Annotated in this window: 24 protein-coding genes and 3 pseudogenes; 13 read left to right on the top strand and 14 right to left on the bottom strand. The window is 34.8% G+C overall.

The features are described from left to right. Nucleotides 1–18 precede the first annotated feature (18 nt). The 11 genes and pseudogenes from J4T77_RS03530 to J4T77_RS03485 all read right to left on the bottom strand — a co-directional run bounded on the left by J4T77_RS03530 (nucleotide 19) and on the right by J4T77_RS03485 (nucleotide 5,868). Nucleotides 19–693: an ankyrin repeat domain-containing protein gene (locus J4T77_RS03530; RefSeq protein ID WP_223823112.1), complete on the bottom strand. Its 675-nt coding sequence runs from the start codon at nucleotides 691–693 to the stop codon at nucleotides 19–21. A 99-nt stretch (nucleotides 694–792) separates the two neighbouring features. Beyond that, on the bottom strand, nucleotides 793–975 hold the full coding sequence (locus J4T77_RS03525) for a hypothetical protein (protein ID WP_233640960.1): 183 nt from the start codon (nucleotides 973–975) through the stop codon (nucleotides 793–795). A 4-nt stretch (nucleotides 976–979) separates the two neighbouring features. Further along, complete coding sequence (locus tag J4T77_RS03520) at nucleotides 980–1,315, bottom strand: hypothetical protein (protein WP_233640959.1); 336 nt, start codon at nucleotides 1,313–1,315, stop codon at nucleotides 980–982. After that, nucleotides 1,312–1,728, bottom strand: coding sequence for a hypothetical protein (locus J4T77_RS03515; RefSeq protein ID WP_233640958.1), 417 nt, complete (start codon nucleotides 1,726–1,728; stop codon nucleotides 1,312–1,314). The genes J4T77_RS03520 and J4T77_RS03515 overlap by 4 nt, the downstream gene beginning before the upstream one ends. Nucleotides 1,729–1,802: 74 nt before the next feature. Then, nucleotides 1,803–2,327 (bottom strand): ankyrin repeat domain-containing protein, encoded by a 525-nt coding sequence (locus tag J4T77_RS03510; protein WP_233640957.1) that lies wholly within the window; start codon nucleotides 2,325–2,327, stop codon nucleotides 1,803–1,805. 257 nt (nucleotides 2,328–2,584) lie between these two features. Then, nucleotides 2,585–2,908 carry a hypothetical protein gene (locus J4T77_RS03505; RefSeq protein WP_233641156.1) on the bottom strand — a complete coding sequence of 108 codons (324 nt, stop codon included), beginning with the start codon at nucleotides 2,906–2,908 and terminating at the stop codon, nucleotides 2,585–2,587. A gap of 187 nt (nucleotides 2,909–3,095) precedes the next feature. Next, on the bottom strand, nucleotides 3,096–3,242 hold the full coding sequence (locus J4T77_RS03500; protein WP_010962492.1) for a hypothetical protein: 147 nt from the start codon (nucleotides 3,240–3,242) through the stop codon (nucleotides 3,096–3,098). A gap of 222 nt (nucleotides 3,243–3,464) precedes the next feature. Then, the gene (locus J4T77_RS03495; RefSeq protein WP_255717904.1) at nucleotides 3,465–3,938 is read right to left on the bottom strand and encodes a hypothetical protein; all 474 of its coding nucleotides are present in this window, start codon (nucleotides 3,936–3,938) and stop codon (nucleotides 3,465–3,467) included. Further along, nucleotides 3,935–5,068 carry an ankyrin repeat domain-containing protein gene (locus J4T77_RS03490; protein WP_233641155.1) on the bottom strand — a complete coding sequence of 378 codons (1,134 nt, stop codon included), beginning with the start codon at nucleotides 5,066–5,068 and terminating at the stop codon, nucleotides 3,935–3,937. The genes J4T77_RS03495 and J4T77_RS03490 overlap by 4 nt, the downstream gene beginning before the upstream one ends. Nucleotides 5,069–5,239: 171 nt before the next feature. Next, nucleotides 5,240–5,329 (bottom strand): annotated as a pseudogene (locus tag J4T77_RS07270) (hypothetical protein); the annotation flags it as partial. A 44-nt stretch (nucleotides 5,330–5,373) separates the two neighbouring features. Further along, nucleotides 5,374–5,868, bottom strand: a complete 495-nt coding sequence (locus tag J4T77_RS03485; protein ID WP_233641154.1) for a leucine-rich repeat domain-containing protein — start codon at nucleotides 5,866–5,868, stop codon at nucleotides 5,374–5,376. Nucleotides 5,869–6,498: 630 nt separating this feature from the next. Between J4T77_RS03485 and J4T77_RS03480 the strand changes: the two genes are divergently transcribed. From J4T77_RS03480 to J4T77_RS07030, 11 genes are all read left to right on the top strand, one after another. Then, a complete protein-coding gene (locus J4T77_RS03480) occupies nucleotides 6,499–6,645 on the top strand; it encodes a hypothetical protein (protein ID WP_233641153.1) in 147 nt (48 codons plus the stop codon). Nucleotides 6,646–7,088: 443 nt separating this feature from the next. Beyond that, the gene (locus J4T77_RS03475) at nucleotides 7,089–7,286 is read left to right on the top strand and encodes a hypothetical protein (protein ID WP_233641152.1); all 198 of its coding nucleotides are present in this window, start codon (nucleotides 7,089–7,091) and stop codon (nucleotides 7,284–7,286) included. Nucleotides 7,287–7,409: 123 nt separating this feature from the next. Continuing rightward, nucleotides 7,410–7,589 (top strand): hypothetical protein, encoded by a 180-nt coding sequence (locus tag J4T77_RS03470; RefSeq protein WP_233641151.1) that lies wholly within the window; start codon nucleotides 7,410–7,412, stop codon nucleotides 7,587–7,589. Then, entirely contained in the window at nucleotides 7,586–7,903 is a 318-nt protein-coding gene (locus tag J4T77_RS03465) for a hypothetical protein (RefSeq protein WP_233641150.1), read from the top strand. Before J4T77_RS03470 ends, J4T77_RS03465 begins: the two co-directional genes overlap by 4 nt. Nucleotides 7,904–8,694: 791 nt before the next feature. Beyond that, entirely contained in the window at nucleotides 8,695–8,925 is a 231-nt protein-coding gene (locus J4T77_RS03460; protein WP_233641149.1) for a hypothetical protein, read from the top strand. Nucleotides 8,926–9,831: 906 nt separating this feature from the next. Then, a complete protein-coding gene (locus tag J4T77_RS03455) occupies nucleotides 9,832–9,990 on the top strand; it encodes a hypothetical protein (protein ID WP_233641148.1) in 159 nt (52 codons plus the stop codon). 70 nt (nucleotides 9,991–10,060) lie between these two features. Next, the gene (locus J4T77_RS03450; protein ID WP_233641147.1) at nucleotides 10,061–10,252 is read left to right on the top strand and encodes a hypothetical protein; all 192 of its coding nucleotides are present in this window, start codon (nucleotides 10,061–10,063) and stop codon (nucleotides 10,250–10,252) included. A 59-nt stretch (nucleotides 10,253–10,311) separates the two neighbouring features. Continuing rightward, nucleotides 10,312–10,677, top strand: a complete 366-nt coding sequence (locus tag J4T77_RS03445; RefSeq protein WP_233641146.1) for a tetratricopeptide repeat protein — start codon at nucleotides 10,312–10,314, stop codon at nucleotides 10,675–10,677. A 93-nt stretch (nucleotides 10,678–10,770) separates the two neighbouring features. Then, entirely contained in the window at nucleotides 10,771–10,941 is a 171-nt protein-coding gene (locus J4T77_RS03440; RefSeq protein WP_233641145.1) for a hypothetical protein, read from the top strand. Beyond that, nucleotides 10,905–11,192: a tetratricopeptide repeat protein gene (locus J4T77_RS03435; protein WP_233641144.1), complete on the top strand. Its 288-nt coding sequence runs from the start codon at nucleotides 10,905–10,907 to the stop codon at nucleotides 11,190–11,192. Before J4T77_RS03440 ends, J4T77_RS03435 begins: the two co-directional genes overlap by 37 nt. After that, complete coding sequence (locus tag J4T77_RS07030) at nucleotides 11,158–11,292, top strand: hypothetical protein (protein WP_255717903.1); 135 nt, start codon at nucleotides 11,158–11,160, stop codon at nucleotides 11,290–11,292. The genes J4T77_RS03435 and J4T77_RS07030 overlap by 35 nt, the downstream gene beginning before the upstream one ends. A gap of 173 nt (nucleotides 11,293–11,465) precedes the next feature. Here J4T77_RS07030 and J4T77_RS07385 read toward each other — a convergent pair whose 3' ends face one another. The 3 genes from J4T77_RS07385 to J4T77_RS03420 all read right to left on the bottom strand — a co-directional run bounded on the left by J4T77_RS07385 (nucleotide 11,466) and on the right by J4T77_RS03420 (nucleotide 12,827). Further along, nucleotides 11,466–12,296 (bottom strand): group II intron maturase-specific domain-containing protein, encoded by an 831-nt coding sequence (locus J4T77_RS07385; protein ID WP_255717907.1) that lies wholly within the window; start codon nucleotides 12,294–12,296, stop codon nucleotides 11,466–11,468. A 13-nt stretch (nucleotides 12,297–12,309) separates the two neighbouring features. Beyond that, nucleotides 12,310–12,516 (bottom strand): reverse transcriptase domain-containing protein, encoded by a 207-nt coding sequence (locus J4T77_RS07020; protein ID WP_255717902.1) that lies wholly within the window; start codon nucleotides 12,514–12,516, stop codon nucleotides 12,310–12,312. A gap of 152 nt (nucleotides 12,517–12,668) precedes the next feature. Further along, nucleotides 12,669–12,827, bottom strand: a complete 159-nt coding sequence (locus J4T77_RS03420; RefSeq protein WP_233641143.1) for a reverse transcriptase N-terminal domain-containing protein — start codon at nucleotides 12,825–12,827, stop codon at nucleotides 12,669–12,671. A gap of 195 nt (nucleotides 12,828–13,022) precedes the next feature. On the opposite strand from J4T77_RS03420, the pseudogene J4T77_RS07380 reads away from it, so the two are divergent. Both J4T77_RS07380 and J4T77_RS07375 read left to right on the top strand, forming a co-directional pair. Further along, a pseudogene (locus J4T77_RS07380) lies at nucleotides 13,023–14,208 on the top strand (DNA mismatch repair MutL family protein); the annotation flags it as partial. Nucleotides 14,209–15,725: 1,517 nt separating this feature from the next. Then, nucleotides 15,726–16,963: pseudogene (locus J4T77_RS07375) on the top strand (hypothetical protein). Nucleotides 16,964–17,486 lie beyond the last annotated feature (523 nt).

Here is a 17,486-nt window from a genome sequence, read left to right as displayed (position 1 = left end):
TTTTTTGCTTATATCAATTCATACAGTCCTTTTTCTTGGTATAGAGAGTTGAGATACCGATACATCTGTCACTTTTGTATTTATACTGCTTAACATATTTACAACTTCCGTACTTCCTCCTTCTCTAGCGAGATCTAAAGGCGTTTCACGTCGATTGTTTTTAGTATGAATGCTAGCTCCTTTGTCAATTAAAAACCTTACAGTTTCCAAATTACCATTAAAGGCAGCATAGTGTAGGAGTGTCCAACCCTCTTTATCAATATCATTAACCTTTCCTCCTCTTTTATTTAGAAGAAGTTCCATAATGCCTTTATATCCATCATCTTTACCATAATGAATTAAATCTATAGGCTTTTGACCATAAGCGTTTTCAGCACGAACATTAGCCCCATCAGCAACCAAAAGTTTTGCTATTTCCAACTCACCACCAAAGGCAGCATAGTGTAGAGGTGTCCAACCGCTGTTATTGGTATCGTTAACGCTTATCCCTTCATTTAAGAAAAACTCTACGATATTTTTGTTCCCTTTCTTAACAGCAATGTGTATAGCTTTTTTACTACTAATTTCTCTAGCATGAATATCAGCCCCATTTCTAATAAGCTCTTTAACCTTATCAAGGTTATTTTGTTCTACAGCATAAAATAGCTTGCTATTTAAATCTTTCTCTGCTGCAGTAAGTTTAGATGTGTGCATAAACCCTCCTAAAAATATTATTATTAAAATAAAAAAAAAAGTAAAACCTTTTTGAAGCAGTAAAAACCATACCAACGTTTTTGTCTACAAAGCTTAGTACTATCGAATTTGTGCTCCATTTTTTCTTGTATATCGTACTTGATCTGCCCATTTACCATTTTGTAATTTTTCTTCCTGGACAATTCTTGAAGATGGAGCAGGCTTTTCGAAGTACCCACGTTCAATAGCATCATAAACTGAGTGATAACCAAGTGAGCAATTTTTCCTATTTCTTCTCCACAATCTTTTATTTTTTCAACATCCCTTGATCTCTTGCTTCTACCCTAATCCTGTTTTCATTTTGCTTATCAGAATACAATCTAACTTCTAATTCTCCAAAAGAGGTACAGAAAATCAATGCTATATTACTATTGGCTGTAAGGTCTGTGTAATGCCTTTTACCATTTTGCGTTATAATTTCCACCTCACTTTCACCAATCTTTACTATATTTCTTTCATATCCTGCATTTTCATGAGTTAACCATAAACTTCTCGCTCCATCGGTGATCTTTGCAATATCTATTTTGCTCTCCTCCGAATATTCTAAGTAAAGAGTAGTATTACCTATTGCTATATCATTCAATTTACTAGTGGTTGCACTTTTCGCAACTTTAATAAACCTATGGGCATCATTAATGTAACCTTCAAAGCTTTTATCATATTGGCTTTGTGATCTTTGCATTCTAATCCCAGTTCATCAATTACATCAATGCTCTCTGGGCTACCAAACACTGCTCCTTTTGATACCAATTGACATATTATACCACTAGCAACTTTAGGATACTTTTCTAATTCACTAATTCTTTTTATCACATAATCTGTGAAACTATAACCTTCAAAAGGTGAAGGAACGGTGAAACGATAATTAAGTCGCACTCCAGACTTGATAGCTATCTTCACGAATTTTTCCAATTGATTTATGTCTTGAATTTCAGATAAAATACCTAAGGATCTACTTAGCTTTTCCTTCTGAGCTGGTATTATATTACCCCACAAAACCCCAGATTTAGGTAAGCATTTTTCCTTTCATACGTGAACTCTTTTGCTCCCGCTTTCCAAAAGTAATTTCTTTATTTCATCAGCAGCTTGAAAGCCGGAAAAGCATTTTTTACATGTTCCAGCACTTCTGACTTTCCTGCTATGTCCCGAGTATTTAAAACTACTTTTAGGTCTTTATTATTCTTATGTTCATGTAAAAACTCCTCTAGATCTTTGAGAAACTGAAATAGAGTGAGTGTAACAATATAGCCTAAATTGCCTTCTTTGTAGCGATGTTCATTAAGTATATTATTTAATTCTTTTCGCAACTTTTTTTGATTGTCAGTAAAAAAACACCTTTCAACATGGTAATTATGATTATCAACTGCAGTTTGTTGTGGAGTTTTCCCTTGTCCATCACATATATTGGGGTCAGCATTTCCCCTTAAGAGAGAATATATATTTTTATCATAGCCCATAGCAGAAGCGCGATGCAAAGGTGTTTCTCCTTTATCATCCTGTATATTTGGACTGGCTCCTGCTTCTAAGAGTAAATTTATAGGTCGGTCTTCTTGACGGTAAGATGCACCTATATGAGCTCCCGCAATCGCATGCAATACTGTTGACCCAGATTCTCCTCTTTTGACATTTAGAACGGCTTTTAGATCTGGATTGCCTCTATTATTTTTTAAAAATTCTTCAAGCTCATCGATCTGACCATTATCATAATCAAAAGAGCACCTTCATCATGCCATTCTAGATACTTTAAAACATTTAGTAACTCTATGTTTAACTTCTTTTGACTTTCTGTGAGATTATGATCTAAAAGCGGACCAAACAGGTACCTGTTTACTCAGTGAATGTTTACTATCCATTAAAGACGGTGGACTATTATAACTTCGAAATGACGATATGGTTGATTGAGTATACCAAGAATCCCCCCCTGACTAAGCATTTCATCTATGTTACTCTGTGAATGTCCTTGCTTTCGTAAAATTTCTAACCGATCATTAGATGGTGGAATCTGCAACAGATATTCTATAATCAACTCATATTGATCATCAAACGATCCGCCTATTTCTGACTGCCCTTGTCGAGTATTTGATTTCTCTTCTAGCTTTTTTAATAGCTCTTTTTTTTCGCTTATTTCTGCTCCACTAAAAACCTGCTCAGGACTTGAAATATCTCTAGTTAACATACCCCCCCATTCTACAAAGATGTTATGTACAACACATAGCACAAATAAAAAACTAATGCAAGAATAATTTTCTAACTTTGATATTTTTAGAGATCTGTGTTTTCTTTCCTTCTATACCCATTCTAACTTCATAAACTTCACTGACATTGTGAATCTGCTATTTGGTTCTTTTTAGCTATATAACAAGCTACCCTGCAAAATTTTTGTCAGAGTCCCAATTTCCTTGTGTCATTACTGCTCCTTCTAAAAAAACACTTTTATTATGAAAATTTTTCTTTCTTCTTCTCTTGGGTAAGGTCAATTTTTTCCTACCATGAACCCACAGTTTGCTCAATGATCCTATTAGAGAGAAAGAGCCTGATCAATTACTCTTGTTACCCTTGGTTCACTTAATTGACACCCATGCTTAAATGCAATTACTCCTAACTTAGGAACATCATCTCTTTTTAACATTTTTAAATCTACAAAGTTTTCAGAGTTATTCCTCCATTTCCTAGCTTTTCTTTAAAATCATCCCTGTGAACAACTTTAAAAAAGTTTTCTATACCAGCAAATGTCATTGTTTTATATCACATTTATAATGTGCTGATAAAGCATCAATTAGCGGCTTATGATTGTGCAGAAAAATTTCTTTTTTCACTTCATTAGCTTTATTAATTAAAATATGAGCGTATTCTGGATATTGCTCTTTTAGGTTATCGTGATTATCAATCTGATTCTGTATGTCTGCATTCCTTTCCCACACACTAATTAGTTCATTAATATCACTTTTTTTCAAAAAGGAATGTAGTTCCTGACTTTCTTTTTCAATCTTTTTGACTTCTTTTTTACAGTTTTGAAGATGTTGTGGATAACTACTGTGTAGATCGTGCAAATCACCTATCAATCTATTCTTTTCTTCTAAGTTCTTTTGACTAACATACAGATCAGCAGCTTCTAGTTTTGTTACGTAATTTATTAGAGCTTTCACTGTATCTATATGGCCATTTCGATCAGCAAAACGCAGAGGTGTATCTCCATTACTATTCACTGCATTAACATCTGCCCTTTTTCTATTAGAAGTTTTACTATCTCTTCATGGCCATAAGCTGTATGTAATGGAGTACCGTCACTATTTCTTGCGTTAACATTAGCACCTCCTTGTATTAGAGCTTTCACTATATCTATATGGCCATCTCGAGCAGCAAAACGCAGAGGTGCATCTCCATACTTATTCACTGCATTAACATCTGCCCCTTTTTCTATTAGAGCATTTACTACCTCTATACCACCTTTGCTAGCAGCCCAATGTAAAGGAGTCCTTCCCTGTCTATCTTTTGCATTAATCTCTGCTTTTTTGTCTATTAGAGTATTTACTACATCTGTCCTGCCAATTTGAATACTCAAATGTAAAGGAGTCCTTCCCTGATTATCTTTTGCATTAATCTCTGCTTTTTTGTCTATTAGAGTATTTACTACATCTGTCCTGCCAATTTGAACACTCAAATGTAAAGGAGTCCTTCCCTGTCTATCTTTTGCATTAATCTCTGCTTTTTTGTCTATTAGAGTATTTACTACATCTGTCCTGCCAATTTGAATACTCAAATGTAAAGGAGTCCTTCCCTGATTATCTTTTGCATTAATCTCTGCTTTTCCTTTTATTAGAGCTTTTACTGCACTTGTACGATCAATTAGAGCAGCCCAATGTAAAGGAGTCCTTCCCTGATTATCTTTTGCATTAATCTCTGCTTTTCCTTTTATTAGACCATTTACTACATTTATATGACCAACTTTAACAGCCCAATGTAAAGGAGCCATTCCCTGATTATCTTTTGCATTAATCTCTGCTTTTCCTTTTATTAAAGCTCCTACTACTTTAATGTTTAATAGTTTGTCTAGGAAAGACTCTATAATATTTTTGCATGCTTTAATATATATAGGTTCCTCACTTCCGATTTCTCTAGCATGAATATCATCCCCGTACATTTGAGCATTTACTACCTTTGTATAACTTCCGGTAGCAGCCAAATGTAAAGGAGTCCATCCCTGTTCATCTTGTGCATCAACATTTTTTCCTCCTTTTATTAGATCATTTATTTTACCTACATTGCCATTTTTAACAGCATAATGTAAAGAAGTCCATCCCTGTCTATTTCTTGGTACGTTAACTAAGTCCTTCATATTGTTACTAATATTGTTACCATCTGAGTTAAGTAAAGCAAGAGTTAAAGCCTTACCGCCAGCTAAGAACTCTACTAAGCCATTTGGACCTTGGCCACCAATATTACCATCTAAGTTAATTTTAGTATAACCTAAAAGCTTACTGTTAGCTAAGGCCTCTACACCTTTGTCACCAATATTGTTACCATCTAAGTTAATTTTAGTACAACCTAAAAGCTTACTGTTAGCTAAGGCCTCTGCACCTTCGTCACCAATATTGTTACCACTTAAGTTAAGTGAAGTAAGATTTGAAAGATTCCCATTAGCTAAGGCCTCTGCACTCCGTCACCAATATTGTTAGACTGTAAGTTAAGTGAAGTAAGATTTGAAAGATTACCATCAGCTAAGGCCTCTGCACCTCCGTCACCAATATTGTTAGACTGTAAGTTAAGTGAAGTAAGATTTGAAAGATTACCGTCAGCTAAGGCCTCTGCACCTCCGTCACTAATTTTGTTAAACTGTAAGTCAAGTGAAGTAAGATTTAAAAGATTATCTTTAGCTAAGTTCTCTGCACCTCTGTCACCAATATTGTTACTATTTAAGTTAAGTAAAGTAAGATGTGAAAGACTCCCACCAGCTAAGACCTCTGCATCTGTGTCATCAATATTGCAATACCGTAAAGAAAGCTTTGTAATGTATGTCCTACTCCGTAAAAAGATTACCAATTCGCTTGTATTTATTGTGGTGTGAGATAATGCTAAAAGCGTCACCTTCGACATATTGAGAAAAGTCCATTTTACCCTCCATATTAATACTATCATGTAACATATAAACATTACATAACAAACATGCTAATACTAGCATAAGACAGCTAAACTATAAGTCAACCACTTTTTAAAAAAATATTTTCAATAAAAATGTAAGCCAATTAGCATCACAAAAAATCTAATTATTGACTTTTTCTAAAAACATAAAATAGTACGTATATTTGTGAGAGCTTTTTTACGTAAAGGGGTGTTTCAAAAATAAAAGCGTAAAATTGTTACAACAAAGTTAGGCAAATCAGTTCGTACCTAAATGTGGCAAAAGTAGGCTAAAATAGCTGACTTTGCGATATAGTAAAATTATTATAAATAAAAGTTCGCACGGATCTAGCGGTAGACCAATGCATTCCAAGAAAACTAGTTCTCACGGTGGTTGTTTTCATTAAGCAAAATGATCGTATTATTAATTTAATAATAAAGAGTATTGAAATATATACCAATTAAAACAATTGTTTCTTTCATAAAAATACTTGTTTTACTGATTTTTTACTATCATAATGAACGTAAGCTAATGCGAGTGTTAAAATAAAAGGGGGTTTATATGCCAAAACACAGTCTTCAGGGAGCTGCTCAGAGGAAGTAAGAATTAGTTCGGAAGTTACTAAACAAGAATTATCAACTCCATTTATGAAGGGTTGTGTTATTACGCTTATGGATTGGCTCATTGTGAAAATAAACAAGCAGGGTCTTTCAGTCAAACTACTTGAAGAATTGAAGGAAGAAGTTAAATCTTTAGAAGAATCGCGAATTGAGTTCATCTATAAAAGATCATGAAAGATATATCTGATAGCATAAAGCCAGAGCCATCAAGAGAAGGCTGTTCAAGTAACGCAGGGGTTGCCAAGTGCTGTAAAGCAAGAACAGGATCCATCAGGAAGCACTAAATTGATGGAATTAATTAGACCCTCATATCTGCAAGTATTAGAGTGGTTCGAGCAGCATATTTATTTTTTCGATGTTTCAAATTTAGGTAGTGTTTTGTCTGGGAAAGATTTTTGCGTTGGACGGAAGATGTAATGGTTGATAAAAAAAACAGCAAAATCTCTCATAGATGGTGACTTTTAGGTGCTAAGCAAATGTACGAGCTAGCGTGTCTTTATTGTCTTAAAGATTGTGTAGAAAAGTCATGGGGAGTTTAGGAGAAAAGAAAAGGAGAGTATGGTGAAAAGAGAGATGTACCACATCTGGCAAAATTCTGGGCTTCTACGATTGGTAGTGTGATGGGAGTAGTAGATTACATATCTGGGCTTGAGTTAGCAGTAGAATATGGAACTGAGTCAGCAATAAAATACTTTTTAGATAATTTACCCACTTGCGGATTAACAGAAGAACAAACAGAAAATTTGGGAGGAGTTTTAGTAAATTTAGCAGTAGTTGTTGCAGGTAAAATTGTTTTAATACTGAGCCGACTATGAATTATACTAATATTTTGATCGACTACTTCAAGAAGTAGAAAACAGGGAGTTTGATTCTTCCAGAATAAAAAGGGATTTCCTTATTATTTTTAAGCTACTTTTAAATCATAAGCACAATTGTTTTTGGAGGAAGTGCCTGATGATCTGTTACAGCGCGATTATCAGCGTCTGTTGTTGGACATTGCTGCAAAAGAGGATGAGCAACTTTTTATAGGATTTTTAGATCTCAAAGAAGATAAGGGTTTGCAGCGTATTAACGGATTAGAAAAAAAAATGTTTTACTGTTTTATTTCAACTAAGTGAAGATAACATTAAAAGACTTTTCGATTCTTTTTACCCTTGAAGAAAAGCAAGCTATAATTTTTTATATTAGGAATAATATTTACTCATTAGTAACTTCTTGGAATGGAAAGGATAGATTGGATTTAAAACTTATTATTGAAAAATGCCTTCCTGATGAGGAAAAAAGAAAGAGATTAATGGAAGAGTTATTCTCTTCTAAGGGGTGCGGTATTTGTGTTAGTCTTATTGTTCAAGGTAGCGAGGAATTGGTTGATGAATTTGTGAATTTGTGTTTTCCTCAAAATCAGGAAAAATCAACAAATCACGAGAATTGATGTTACTTGATAATGTAGAAGAAATAACTGATATCATCTTGAATAGTTGCGCTCATTTTTGGTAAGTTAGTGGTATGCGAGATGGAAAAGCAGGAAGTAGTTGAAAGTTTTTTAGAGTGGTTTAATTTACCTGAGAAACAACGTGATAAATCGCAAGCCGCGTCGAACATACCGGAAAAAGGATGAAGAAGATAATGTTATCTACAATGAACTAGAAAGGGCTCTTAATCCTGTGAAGGGGGAAAATGAGGAACGGCAAAAACAATTCCTAAGGTTAACTCTACTAGTAAGTCGTTGTTTTTCTTTATTCTCTTATTGGTGGAGTTGCTGCTTTTGCCTTACACTAATTTGTGGGGTGAAGTTGTTAGTGCAGCACAATGGGATTTTGATTTTACAAATTTAACAGTGGATTTTTGTTTGTTAAATGTTTGATGGTGAAGCTAAATTTGAATTTGAAGGATGGGTCAAATGAGTTAGAATGTTGGTGAAGTTGGTCACGATCAACCAAATTTACTGGGAGAAATCTTAAAGGGCAGGAAGAGCCTGGTGGTAGAGAGGTTCAAGATGTTGAAGAGTAGAGAAACTATTTAAGTGTCTTGGGGGGTTATATCGTAAAATTGATATGAATCCCGAAGATATAAAACAGAAGCGGCACAGCACGGCTTTTAGCTTGTGGTGTCTAATGTTATGTTGTAAAAGATATATGTGAGTTATTACATTGGGCCTACAGCTGGTCGAGGATATGCGGATTTAATACTGTTTCTACGTAAAAAGATTCTGAGGCGATTTCAGTGATTGCTGAGTTCAAATCGAGAGATATAAGTCCCGATGGACCCAGAAAGCAAGTAGTAAGACAAGGGCTATTTTATCATCCTGCCATTTTAAGATCTGAGAAGCAAAATATCATAGTAGCATGTATAAGCTTTCTTCATGATACAGGGGCAGTGTTAGTATACGAGAAGGGAGAGTTATTGGGCCGGGGAGTATCATTACAAAATTCTTTTATGAAGTCTACGGGCTGAAAAGGCAAAGAGAGTTCCCACTACATCCTTAAGAAATCAGCAGAAAGTCTTACATGTTATTCTATTTCTAACTGTGAGAAGCAAAATCACTATTCCTTCCAGTCGGTTATATTGGCAAATCGCACTTACTTAAAGATCATAATTAAGGAAAGATATTAGGACGTTAAGTATGTACGCTTCGGTTTGTCAAAGTAATGGGGGTGTCACACTTCTTCTTAAGATGAATAGGAGTAATAAAGCTATCATGTTAAATATCGTTGATGTTCCAAGAAAAGAAACCCGCAATTCAGGAGAAAATTATATATTTCTAATTTAACTAGCCATAGTGTTAATTTTGTGTTAAAAGTTGATATAGTAGTAAACAGATCCGAGTAATTGCCGAAAGATTAGAGCTGATATTAGCCTAAACGAGGGGGTAGATGGGAAGTGTTCGAGCATGTAATACACAAATGGTTTAACACCATTGATAAGGAAAAGTTGGGTCAATTCACAGAGGGCAATACCAATCCATAGAGGAAATATGCAATAAATTACAAGAAACTGTACAATCAATTGACTACATGATAGTCGTCGTATAGAACAGCAAAACACTATTACAGTGGATAAACAAACGAAGCCAAGGCCTTAAAGCGTTAATTCAAGGTCTATTTATTATTAAATAAGAGTAACTATCTGGTTTCATCAGAAAGCAATATACTAGGTGATCGACAGATTTGATTATATGATTTAGAAAAAAGGTTGTAGTGGCTGCGTTTGAGCTAAACATCATGGTAGTTTTGAAAGAAGCTGCGAAGCAGCTGGAAAGGATATCTTAATAATTCAGAACATGAAGACATTACCAGAATATGTCTAAAAGAACCAGGAACACGTTAATGAAGGCAATAGAAATTTTACAAATTATTATTAATGGCGAAGGTGCAACACCACGATACGTTATCTTCACAATTAAAAGCTGTTGAAGGAAAAGATTTAGAATCTATTCTTAGTCTGATAAGCAAGTCTTTAAAAGATAGAAAGGAACTGCTACAAGAGATTTCTTCTTATCTAGGTGAGATAGCTCTATGAATTTTTCTAAGTCAAGTTTATTTTAATCTTGGTGTTGAAGCTAAGGATCCGAATGAGAGAATTCTTCTTTATGGAGAAGCTTATAAAGTTGTATGAAGCTAAGGAATTGCGTCCCGAAGATCCTGATGTTTTACTGGCTTTAGGTAAAGCTAAGAATAATCTAGGTATTGCTACTAATGGTTCTAATGAGAGAATTCTTCTTTATGAAGAAGCTATAAAGTTGTATGAAGAAGCTAAGGGATTGCGTCCCCGAAGATCCTGATATTTTACTGGCTTTAGGTAAAGCTAAGCGTAATCTAGGTATTGCTACTAATGGTTCTAATGAAAATTCTTCTTTATGGAGAAGCTATAAAGTTGTATGAAGAAGCTAAGGAATTGCATCTCGAAGATCCTGATATTTTACTGGCTTTAGGTAAAGCTAAGCATAATCTAGGTAATGCTACTAATGATTCTAATGAGAAAATTCTTCTTTATGGAGAAGCTATAAAGTTGTATGAAGAAGCTAAGGAATTGCGTCCCGAAGATCCTGATATTTTACTGGCTTTAGGTAAAGCTAAGCATAATCTAGGTATTGCTACTAATGGTTCTAATGAGAAAATTCTTCCTTATGAAGAAGCTATAAAGTTGTATGAAGAAGCTAAGGAATTGCGTCCCGAAGATCCAAATATTTTTACTGGCTTTAGGTAAAGCTAAGCATAATCTAGGTATTGCTACTAATGGTTCTAATGAGAGAATTCTTCTTTATGAAGAAGCTATAAAGTTTATGAAGAAGCTAAGGGATTGCGTCCCGAAGATCCTGATATTTTACTGGCTTTAGGTAAAGCTAAGCGTAATCTAGGTATTGCTACTAATGGTTCTAATGAGAAAATTCTTCTTTATGAAGAAGCTATAAAGTTGTATGAAGAAGCTAAGAATTGCGTCCCGAAGATCCTGATATTTTACTGGCTTTAGGTAAAGCTAAGCATAATCTAGGTATTGCTACTAATGGTTCTAATGAGAAAATTCTTCCTTATGAAGAAGCTATAAAGTTGTATGAAGAAGCTAAGGAATTGCGTCCGAAGATCCTGATATTTTACTGGCTTTTAGGTAAAGCTAAGCATAATCTAGGTATTGCTACTAATGGTTCTAATGAGAGAATTCTTCTTTATGAAGAAGCTATAAAGTTGTATGAAGAAGCTAAGGGATTGCGTCGAAGATCCTGATATTTTACTGGCTTTAGGTAAAGCTAAGCGTAATCTAGGTATTGCTACTAATGGTTCTAATGAAAATTCTTCTTTATGGAGAAGCTATAAAGTTGTATGAAGAAGCTAAGGAATTGCATCTCGAAGATCCTGATATTTTACTGGCTTTAGGTAAAGCTAAGCATAATCTAGGTAATGCTACTAATGGTCCTAATGAGAGAATTCTTCTTTATGGAGAAGCTATAAAGTTGTGTGAAGAAGCTAAGGAATTGGTTAGTCGAACCGGCTTGTCCTTCATGATTCCTCAGAAAACATCATTCTTAATGGTGACACCAACAGCAGAGAACCTTCTCTTGAGAAAGAGCTTGCTAACATTTTTGTTTGTTTCACTCTTTCATCAAAATACTTTTTCCATTTTAAGTCAAGTGGATTTGCATCCGCCCTGATTTTAACATGTCGTCTGATAGGTATATCAATCAACCTAAGCAGTCTTAAATACCTTATCTCTTTCGGTTTGTTCTTGCATATGGGTGCAGCAAAGACCCATTGGCGTTGTTTCATTACCTTGAAGTAACGATTCTTTATCCAACGTAATCCTTTACGAGGATGTCTTTTCTTTGCCCATTTCCATAGAGCACACATAATTTCATGGTCTATTTTGTTAAAAGCTCTTTTCGCACACACATGGCTGTAGTAATTTTCCCATCCCCTTAATAGGGAATTGAGCAACTTGATTAGTACGGCCTGAGTGTTCGCTATGTTTGCCTTTATCAATGTACGTGCTTTATTAAGAAGTTTCTTAATACTTTCTTTTGAAGGTTTTATAATTAACTTCTTATTATACCTGCGTACATTACAACCAAGAAAGTCAAACCCTGTTGTAATAGATGTAATTTTTGTTTTCTCTTCGGAAAGGATAAGACCTCTCTCCTGAAGAAAGGACGATACTAGAGGTTTTACTTCATTTTCCAGTACTTCACGTGTGATTCCTGAAATGATAAAGTCATCTGCGTACCTGATTACATTTACTCCACTTCTGATTTTGCTTCTTCTTTTACTGCCAAGTTTACCAAATTGACTTTCCAATGATTTTTCAAGTCCATTTAGGGCTAGATTTGCTAGTATTGGAGAGATGATACTACCTTGTGGGGTACCTGCAGTTGTGGAATACAGAGTTTTTGATTCTAGGAAGCCAGCTTTTTAACCAGCTATGAAGAATTTTCTTCTCCATAGGAATATGCTTCATGAGCCATTCATGGTTAATGTTATCAAAACACCCTTTAATATCACCTTCGAGTATCCATTGTAGTTGGTTACGGCTTGCCAGTAACAAGTGGCAAGCCACAGTAGCGTCTGCGCAGGATCTTTTGGTCTAAAACCATAAGAGTGACGATCACTGATCGTTTCAGCTATCGGTTCCAAAGCAAACAAGTATAATGCTTGCATGGCTCTATCTTTTATCGTAGGGATTCAAGAGGTCTTCTTTTGCCATTAGACTTACTGATGTATATCCGTTTTAGCGGAGAAGGTTTGTATCCTCTTTGTTTTAATAGCTTTATTCCTTGAAATTTTGTGTTGCAGAAGGTGTTGTAAAGTTTTCACCTTACCCCATCTGCCTTGTTGGACAGCCTTAACAATACGCCTCTGTAGCCTCATAACAACTTTTTGGCATTTCTTCCAGGGTAACTGGTTCCATGCTTCGGAGTCAACTGGTTACCCAATTCGGCACTGATGCGTGAACTCCAGTGATGGCAAAACATCTGGCTCAATAAGCTTTAAGAATCCTTTCAGTTTCTTTCTGAATGAATTCCTCTCCTTAATAAACAATATGACCGAAGGCTTTCAAGGTCGCACTTCAAACCAACTATCAACCGCGGTAAGTCAACCTCAGATCTATACGTTTGTTAATGGAAGGCCAATCAAGGATAATCTACGTTATTGGTGCAATTCGATATGCGTATCAAGATTTTTATTCAAGTGGGAGGTATCCTTTTGGCAGTGCTGCACTTAGGTATACCATACGATCAAGTATTAGATGTAAATGTGCATCCAAATAAATCAAGTAAGATTTCAGAATAAAAGGTTAATATGAAATAGTGAGAAGAGGGATAATAAAAGCGTTGTTAATGAGAATAGGGTACCTCTTCAGTGAGTGATATTAATGAATCTAGGGGTGTCAAGGTATTGGAGAAGAACTGAGTGGTTCACCTTTTGATGTTAGTGAAAGTCAAAGGAATAATGAGTGTGTAATAATGGAAAAAGCAGAGAAGTAAAGGGTCAAAAAGAATTTTACGGAAGGAGGCCAAGTCCTTTTTGAGAATCAGCTAATGAAAGAATTCAACTTGCCAAATGCAGGAGAAAAAGGCTTATCAGAACGGTCAGAATCATTTTGACTATACTGATACACAGAGATTCCTACTACAAGCGGAGACTATTGCCCTAGAAAGGAGCAAATTGATTTTATAGAGGATTATCCTCTAGGATATGCACGCTGTCAGGTCTACAATACTTACATTATTGCTGAGGCTAAAGGCAAATTAATTATAGTAGACCAGCACGCAAGCCCATGAGAGGTTGATCTATGAGTGCTTAAAACAAAAATCAAGCATAAAAGGCAAAAGCTTCTTCTTCCTGAAATAGTTGAGATTAAAACCAAGCAGGAATGGAGATGGTTGAAATGTATAAAGATAAGCTTTTGAAATGGGTTTTGCATTGAAATAGAATCAGAAGATAAAGTAAGGGTGAAAGAAAATACCTGCAATCTTGGAACAATAGATATAAAAAGATGCTAATTGAAGTAGTAGATAGATTAACAGAAATGGAAGATATGTTGCCAATAGAGGATAAGGTGAACAAAATGCTGGCCACGGTCGCGTCATGGATCGATTCGAGCAGGAGAAAAATGAAGTTAGAGGAAATGAATGAGCTACTGAGACGAATGGAAGAAACACCGTATGCTGGGCAATGCAACCATGGAAGACCAACTTACATAGAAATGAAACTAAGTGATATAGAAAAATTGTTTGAAAGGAGATGAATTCAGTTTGTCAAAAAGGTTCCCAATTAAGTATACGTAATAGTTCTTCTGATTATGAAGTATAAGATGTGAGAAAAGAAGAATAACTGCTCTAGCTTTTAGACTACAAAGCAATAGGACAGGGTAAGAAATCGTAGATTAGCGAAGAGATATACTCAAAAGATTTGGCGGGAAAATCGGCGTAACATATCAAATAGTACTACAATATGAAAAAGGAACACGAAAAAATTTCGATTGAGAAATTGCAAAATAGGAAAAGAAGATAAGAGTGGAGGATAGTGTGAGGAGGGTATACTCAAAAGATTTAGCAAGAAAATGAGTACAACACGTGACGAAATAAGCAACTATGAACAAGGACGTGTGGCTATTCCACTGGAAAATTGTATGCAATAGCGGAAACATTATCGATTAATATCATGGACCTACTTGAACTAACAGAGGATGCAGATGATAAAGTGGAAAATGAATTACCGAATTTAATTGATACAAAAGAAATTGAGAGTCAAAATTGCAGTATGTGCTAATAAAATCTCTGTGAAAAGCATACAAATTGAAAAGAAAGTGAAAACGAAAGATGAAAATTGCAAAAGATTTAGTTAAAAAGGAATTTCTACCGATATTATTTTGCAAATAACAGGGCCCCTCTCTTTTGGACAGAAATTCAACAAGTTTAAAATAAAAATAGTTATATATTATCTTTTTTTTTTGATGTAAAAGATTTAAAATTGATTTGACTTCACGCAAAAAGCTATGGCTTTATGCCAATGCTGATAAGAAAACAGCAGTAAATATCTAAGAAAAGTTTGTTGTTAGTGAAGGGGTAAATTATATGAATAATAAAAGTAAAGAAAAATAAATTCCAGGAATGATGAAGCAAAGGCAAAGCTCTACTTGATCATTGAAATAATGGAAACATTTCTAAGTGCAGTACATGAAGGCCACAAGCTCAGGGAATTGCTAAAATCACAGTGCATGCAGGAGTAGGAAGGATTTTTAGGTAGAGAAATGGATGATCCTGAGAAGTTATAGAAGGGTAGCGATTCTGCAGTAGCAATGATTGTATGTGTGTTAAGGAAACATAGAAGTTGCTTTGAGAGAAAGCTCAGGAGAGCCAATAATGAGGACTTACAAAGAGACTGAAAGTGAAGTACTTGAACGTAAAATTGGTGAAATGGAAAAAGCAAATCGGTGTACATATTGAGGTGAAAGGAGATTATAAGAAAAGCATTAATAAAAATGCAACATTAATAATAATGTCACACAACCAACCCTGGAGGAAGTTTAGAGCCGTCAAAAGAAGATCGCCAGTAACAAAAGAGCCTAGTAAGCGTTAAATTGTTTTGACCATTATCATCACAAAATTGGGGCTATTTTAGTTTTAAGAAAGTGGATTGTTATGGAAGAAAATATTTGCAAATCTTTACCACTATAATTTATAATAAGTAATATAGTGTATAACAACTGAGTAATAAAGTTCGTTATACACTTAGAAAGTATATTTAATAGCGGAGGCTAATATGGTTAATAAAATAATTGTACCTTTTTGGTGATAAGGAAGGAGGCATCTATGAGTTAAACGTTGATCTTGATAAATTATCAAAAGGTGAGATGTTAAATGCTATTGTAGGAATTGGTCGTACTAGCCAGCAACTCACTTCTACAAGCGATAAGTCGGGAATATTAAGTGGTCTTAGTTGTAATAGCTTTTGTAAGCAAAATTAATAAGGCTAAAAGCTTGGAGAGGTGCCTTTTCCTACAAAAACGTTCGCGAAAACAAAATCAACTACGGAAAAGGACTTGATTACATATATGGCACAAAACCTGTGAGCGATCAAGCAGATTATCCGGAAATGTTAAACCCATTTGCTTCATCTTTGCAAAAAATAAAGCCAAGTGCAAGCGAAAGTGAAAAGTTGAGCTGGTTTAAGAGTGCTGTGGTAGAGGCAAAGAACATAAATGAATTGCAACAAAACTTATAGACCAAGTACTAGCCTCTTGAGCAAGAATAAATGCATATAACGATGGGGAATGGAGCATTGCAGAGTATGTAGTATTGGTGCATTTTCATAAATTTGATAAGACTGATCGAAAAAAGATAATGCGTCAAATTAATGCTAAGTGGTGCAGATTTTCATGATACTTTTATTGCAGAATAAACTAATAGGTGAAATCTATAATGAGCTACAGCGTGAAGTTCAGCCACAGATAGATAGAGACTGGGGAAGAACTAGAGGCTGGTGAGTGCTGTGCAAGAAGAGAATTAATAGATGTTGAGATAGATACAACAACATCGTATATAGAATTTTTCTGATGATAGCAAGGTAGAGGTAGCCAAAATACTGAAGTAAATTGGGAAGTAATATTTTAAAAATTGGCAAATGATGCAGTTGAGGTTAAAAGTGAGAAAGGAAGAAGGTATAAGAAACTATATCGATATGTCAGATGAAAGCTCTATTATATTAGAATTTCCCTACAAGCATTGGTAAGCTAAATATTATATTGTACCACGATGTAAAAAATATGATCAAGTACAATTGAGAGTAGAAAACAAGGAAATGTGGGCTGAATTACAAAAAAAGAGAAGAAATAGGAAAAACTGTCTCTTTGAGGAGTAAACTTAAAGAAGCAGTAGAGAGGTAATTTCACTAGGTGCAACATATGGATTGAAAAGCAGAAGGGAAGTAAGTGAAAAAATTGTTTTCATGGGCAGACAAAGTACGTGAAAAATAGTAAAGAAACTTGTAGGGCACTTTAATTCATCAATTTAAAGGTTCAGAGTCTGGCTATTATATCTGGAGCCCTTTGAGCTATAGTAGAAAATATTATATGTATGGTTCTTTGCGTGGAAAAATTCTAGACTATGAAGTAGGGAAAAAAGTGAAAAAGATTGGAGGTTAGAGAGGGGGTATACTCAGAAAGATTTAGCTGGTGTAAAAATACTGGGTAATACTGCAATATGAGAAAGGGAATCGTAGAATTTCAATCAAAAGGTTGTACGCTATAGCAGGTGCATTGTCAGTGGGTATTACCACCGATCTCATTGCATCAAAGGAGAAAAATCGGCTTTAAAAATGAGGCCGAGAAATATTAAATCTAGTGCTAGAATATAAAAAGATTAATGATCCCAGAGTTACGTAGGATGTTTTTGTAAATTTATCCAAAATTAGTCAAAAAAAAAAGTAAAAATCAGAAAAAAAAAAATTGCTGGTTTGGTTAAAGCAGGAGTTTCTCGGTTGGATATTGTTGCAAAACAATTGGTCTGCTGATGAATGTATTGA

It is taken from the genome of Wolbachia endosymbiont of Drosophila innubila, assembly GCF_021378375.1.
GTDB classification, from domain to species: Bacteria; Pseudomonadota; Alphaproteobacteria; order Rickettsiales; family Anaplasmataceae; genus Wolbachia; species Wolbachia pipientis.
Note: the sequence above shows the minus strand (reverse complement) of the source record. Positions and strands in the feature narration are given on the sequence as shown.

Bases quoted from the DNA above. Each gene is read 5' to 3' on its own strand.
- J4T77_RS03530 (WP_223823112.1), bottom strand. From the start codon at position 693: ATGCACACATCTAAACTTACTGCAGCAGAGAAAGATTTAAATAGCAAG.
- J4T77_RS03505 (WP_233641156.1), bottom strand. From the start codon at position 2,908: ATGTTAACTAGAGATATTTCAAGTCCTGAGCAGGTTTTTAGTGGAGCA.
- J4T77_RS03490 (WP_233641155.1), bottom strand. From the start codon at position 5,068: ATGAAGGACTTAGTTAACGTACCAAGAAATAGACAGGGATGGACTTCT.
- J4T77_RS03485 (WP_233641154.1), bottom strand. From the start codon at position 5,868: ATGATAGTATTAATATGGAGGGTAAAATGGACTTTTCTCAATATGTCG.
- J4T77_RS03480 (WP_233641153.1), top strand. From the start codon at position 6,499: ATGAAGGGTTGTGTTATTACGCTTATGGATTGGCTCATTGTGAAAATA.
- J4T77_RS03455 (WP_233641148.1), top strand. From the start codon at position 9,832: ATGGCGAAGGTGCAACACCACGATACGTTATCTTCACAATTAAAAGCT.
- J4T77_RS03450 (WP_233641147.1), top strand. From the start codon at position 10,061: ATGGAGAAGCTTATAAAGTTGTATGAAGCTAAGGAATTGCGTCCCGAA.
- J4T77_RS03445 (WP_233641146.1), top strand. From the start codon at position 10,312: ATGAAAATTCTTCTTTATGGAGAAGCTATAAAGTTGTATGAAGAAGCT.
- J4T77_RS07030 (WP_255717903.1), top strand. From the start codon at position 11,158: ATGAAGAAGCTAAGGGATTGCGTCGAAGATCCTGATATTTTACTGGCT.
- J4T77_RS03420 (WP_233641143.1), bottom strand. From the start codon at position 12,827: ATGAGGCTACAGAGGCGTATTGTTAAGGCTGTCCAACAAGGCAGATGG.